This is a genomic window from Rhodococcus sp. EPR-147, assembly GCF_001647185.1.
In the GTDB taxonomy this organism is placed as follows: Bacteria; Actinomycetota; Actinomycetes; order Mycobacteriales; family Mycobacteriaceae; genus Rhodococcoides.
Genome location: NZ_LVCU01000407.1, coordinates 1 through 2,405, shown reverse-complemented (window position 1 = coordinate 2,405; position 2,405 = coordinate 1). Strand labels below are relative to the sequence as shown.

Below are 2,405 nucleotides of genomic sequence, written 5' to 3'. Positions count from 1 at the left end.
TCTTCTGCAGAACGGTGTCCGCAGGCTCTAGGTGATACTCGTGCTGCATCCACAGCAACCGATTCACGATGGCCGAGTGCGTGACTGCAACACCCTTGGGTCGACCGGTCGAACCGGAGGTGTAGATGACATACGCGGTGTTGGAGCCGTGCAGTCTTCCCAGTCGATCCGAATCGGTGACAGAGGTGTGGTCGCGATCGGACACGTCGAGCAGATCGACGGCGAGGACCGGAGTTGCGACCGGGATGTTGATCCAGTCGCGGCTCGTGGTGAGGATGCACACAGGCTGGGCGCTGGAGAGGACGTAGGACGAACGCTCGACCGGATGGTCCGGGTCGATCGGCACATAGGCACCACCGGCCTTGACGATCGCGTACATGCCGACGAGCAGGTCGATCGACCGTCGGATCGCGAGGCCGACGTGCGATTCGGTCGTCACGCCGAGCGAGATGAGATGTCGCGCGAGCTGATTCGCACGTTCGTCCAGTTCGAGATAGGTGACGTGCTCGTCCTCGAACACCAACGCGGTCGAGTACGGGCTGCGCTGCACCTGTCGGTCGAACAGACTGCTGAGCGTCATGTCGACGTCGCCGGCCGGGATGTGCTGGTGGACCGGAGGTTCGATCAGCCGTGCAGTGTCGTTCCACTCGAACAGGACGAGTTCCCGCTCTGCGGCGGACAGGATGTCTATGTCGCCGGTGCGTACGTCCGTCGACGCCCCGACGGTCGACACGATCCGCAGGAAGCGATCGACGAACCTGTCGATGGTTTCGGGATCGAACAGATCTGTGGCGTAGGTGAACGAGGCCGACAGTGCCCCGGACGGATCCACGGGCTCCTGATCCACGCGCAGCTGCAGATCGAATTTGGCTGTGTCGGTGCTGATCTCCTCGAAACCGACGGTGAGATCGGGTAGTTCCAACGTGACAGCTGCATTGTTCTGGAATTCGAGGAGAACCTGGAACAGCGGCGAGTGGTCGGTGGACCTGGCCGGATCGAGTACATCGACCAGTCGCTCGAACGGGATGTCGGTGTTGTCGAAGGCGGCGAGGTCGGAGCGACGAGTGTCGGCGAGCAGTTCGGCGAAGGTGGCTCGAGGCTCGACCTGCGTTCGCAGCACCAGGGTCCCGACGAACATGCCCACGAGGTCGTCGAGGGCCGCGTCGCCGCGACCCGCGATCGGAGTACCGACAGCGATGTCCTGGGTGCCGCTCAGGCGCGCGAGCAGCAATGCAAGCGCAGAATGGACGACCATGAACAGCGTCGAGTCGTGTTCGGCAGCAACCGAATTCAACCGAGCGGCGACATCGGCGGGAATCGTGAACGGGGTGACGCTGCCACGCATCGACTGCCGGGTGGGCCGCGGGCGATCGAGTGGCATCGGCAGCACGTCCGGCAGGTCTGCCAGAGCCGTCTGCCAGAACTCGATCTGCCGCGACGCCACCGAGGTGGAGTCGCTCTCGTCGCCGAGAACGGCGTGCTGCCACAGTGCGAAGTCCGCGTACTGAACGGTGAGTGGCTCCCACGCCGGAATCGAGCCGGCGGAGCGGGCGCCGTAGGCGACCATCACGTCTCGGGCCAGCGGTGCCATCGAGGCACCGTCGGCCGCAATGTGGTGGACGACGATGGAGAGCACGAAGCTCTCCGGGCCGGTCCGGTACAGCACCGCGCGGAACGGAAGATCGACCGTGACGTCGAATCCTGTTGTCGCAGCTGCACGTACGAGCTCATCGACCGAACCGGCGTCGACGTCGACCACGTCGAGGGGGAGCTTCGATCCGGTGACGTCCTCGACGGGTGCGATGACCTGAATCGGCAGATCGCCCACAGTCGGGAACACCGTGCGGAGCGACTCGTGCCGGGACAGGACGTCGCCGACGGCAGCAGCCATCGCACTCACGTCCAGACGGCCGGTCAGGCGCACGGTGAGCGGGATGTTGTACGCGGGCGAGGACACGTCGAACTGGTTGATGAACCACATCCGCTGCTGCGCGAGAGACAGCGGGATCGAATCGGGGCGGTCGACGGGGACGAGTGCCGGGCGGCGATGCAGCGACGCGCCCTTGGCTTCGGCACGTTCCGCCAGAGTCCGAACCGTCGATGCCTCGAACAGATCCAGTACCTTCAGATCGGTTCCGAGAGCCGAATTGACCCGTGCGATCAAACGCGTGGCCACGAGGGAGTTTCCGCCGAGATCGAAGAAGCTGTCCGTGACACCGACTCGATCGACCTCGAGAACGTCGCAGAACACGGACGCCACCGCGGCCTCGTATTCCGTTTCCGCGGCCTCGAATGCACCCTGTGAACCGAGTTCGGGTTCGGGGAGTGCGGTGCGGTCGAGTTTGCCTGCCGGAGTCAGAGGAATGGACTCCAACATCACGAACGCAGAGGGCACCATGTGCGCA

General features: G+C 64.3%; 1 protein-coding gene. It reads right to left on the bottom strand.

The genetic code is table 11. The features are described 5' to 3' along the window. On the bottom strand, window positions 1–2,405 hold a 2,405-nt coding region (locus A2J02_RS18120; RefSeq protein WP_156516280.1), incomplete at both ends, for a condensation domain-containing protein.